The sequence below is a fragment of the Pseudomonas sp. SH10-3B genome, from assembly GCF_019891415.1.
Classification (GTDB): domain Bacteria; phylum Pseudomonadota; class Gammaproteobacteria; order Pseudomonadales; family Pseudomonadaceae; genus Aquipseudomonas.
This window is the reverse complement of sequence record NZ_JAFLXD010000108.1, coordinates 1-1,617: the sequence shown is the minus strand read 5'-3', so window position 1 is coordinate 1,617 and position 1,617 is coordinate 1. Positions and strand designations below refer to the sequence as shown.

The window sequence follows — 1,617 nt, the reverse complement described above, 5'->3', positions numbered from 1 at the left end:
GGTTTCTGCCTGTCACCAAACGGCAGGAGTCGGCCGATTCTGTTGAAAAAGTCGGCCTTGGTTTCCACAGCAGAAAAGTACACACCTGAGATTGAAATCCTTACTTTTGGCTGAGGCTTCCGGGCTCAGATTTCACGTAGCAGCGTGCAAAAATGGCGTTTCCCCTGGTCAATTTCCGGGCAGTTTGAGCGGAGCGACTTTTTCAACACAATCGGCCAAAAGCAGACTGTGGACAGGTAGCCGTTGATGTCTCTACGCTGGACGATCTAGTGACAGCACAGCGATAAAAAAGGAGTAGTCACGTTGGAAGTTGCCATCGATCGAGATAGCGTTCATGCAGGAGATGATCTGGGAAGCCATGCGACGTCGATCACACTCGATCCATCAGCAACGCTGCGCGCCTTAATCGAAGTGATACAAGATGCCGGCTACTTACCGGGTATCAATGGAGGCAAGGCTACTTGGATTATTTGGTCGTCTGACAAACCAATAGGTGTTTTAGCGCAGCAATGGCCAGCACCTAAATTGACCGTGCCGCCCGACAGCACCGTTGATCAATATTTCGGAAATACCGAACCTCGCCTTCTGTTCAGATATTGGTGTCAGGCAGATCCAGATGAGGTCTTTTCGAATATCAAGACCGGAAATGAGCCACCTTCACGATTTTAGGATTGGCGGTGGACATTTCTGTCGATCAATGCGGTTCAGATGACTGCTATGGGTCGATAGAAGCCTGTTATGACCGGCAGAAATCGGCCAAAAGGAGCCAGTCGGATGCCTCCAGGAAATCAGGGGCGATTCAGGCGGGCTTAAGGCATTTCAATCTAAATTTTCTGACTCTGTTAAATGGTGAGTAATGGATATTCTGAAAAAAGAGTGTATTGCCAGTGTAACGTTGTTTGATTTGCGCCTGTCTGAAGGTGAACTAATGGTTTATGCAGATTGCATGCGCATTATCAAAGAACGCCTTTATGATTCGGAAATAGCTTCTCTAACAGTTTGTGAATCTAAAGAGGAGTTAACTCACTTCTTGGAAGATATGTTGGATGCGCTAAAATTAGTTGAAAGGCAAGAGTACGTTCCAGATAGGTTTAAGTAGTTTTTAAGTCTGTGTCCTTTTCAATGTTGTCTCTTCAGCAGGGTACATTGAGTGTCTTTCTGTGGACAGGTGAAAGGCAACCCTTGGCCGATTTCTGCCCACCATCACAGGCGAGAATCGGCCAGAAGCGGTAATATAGAATGCCGTAACCCATCATCAATTAAATGCAGCCGACGCCATGCCTCAGCCCACAAGCCATCTGTTCGCTTATGTAAGGACAGTCAGTGATTTCCGGCCTGACGTTACCGCTATCGTGCTTTTCGGCCTGGAGGTAAAAGACGATGACCCGGTGTATCTGCTAATACGTTTTGAGGACTACGGAAAACTCCAGATTGAAGGCGACCACTTGATACTTGGATTGGATGAGGCCCTGGAAAGCGCTGAGTTCGAGTACGGTATTTTGCCAAATGATTGGCGAGTAATGAGCGAGGCGGAAATTCAGCGAATCGATTCGAACATCCGTTCTAGCGATTTACCCGCTTAGGGTCGAGAGCGGATTCTCACGAATGGCTCCTCTT

At 47.7% G+C, this 1,617-nt stretch carries 3 protein-coding genes; all 3 read left to right on the top strand.

The features are described from left to right. Positions 1-303: 303 nt before the first annotated feature. Complete coding sequence (locus J1G35_RS30545; RefSeq protein ID WP_082340919.1) at positions 304-669, top strand: hypothetical protein; 366 nt, start codon at positions 304-306, stop codon at positions 667-669. Between the two features lie 187 nt (positions 670-856). Then, complete coding sequence (locus tag J1G35_RS30540) at positions 857-1,099, top strand: hypothetical protein (RefSeq protein ID WP_053129457.1); 243 nt, start codon at positions 857-859, stop codon at positions 1,097-1,099. A gap of 178 nt (positions 1,100-1,277) precedes the next feature. Then, on the top strand, positions 1,278-1,583 hold the full coding sequence (locus J1G35_RS30535) for a hypothetical protein (protein WP_053129460.1): 306 nt from the start codon (positions 1,278-1,280) through the stop codon (positions 1,581-1,583). The last annotated feature ends 34 nt before the right edge of the window (positions 1,584-1,617 follow it).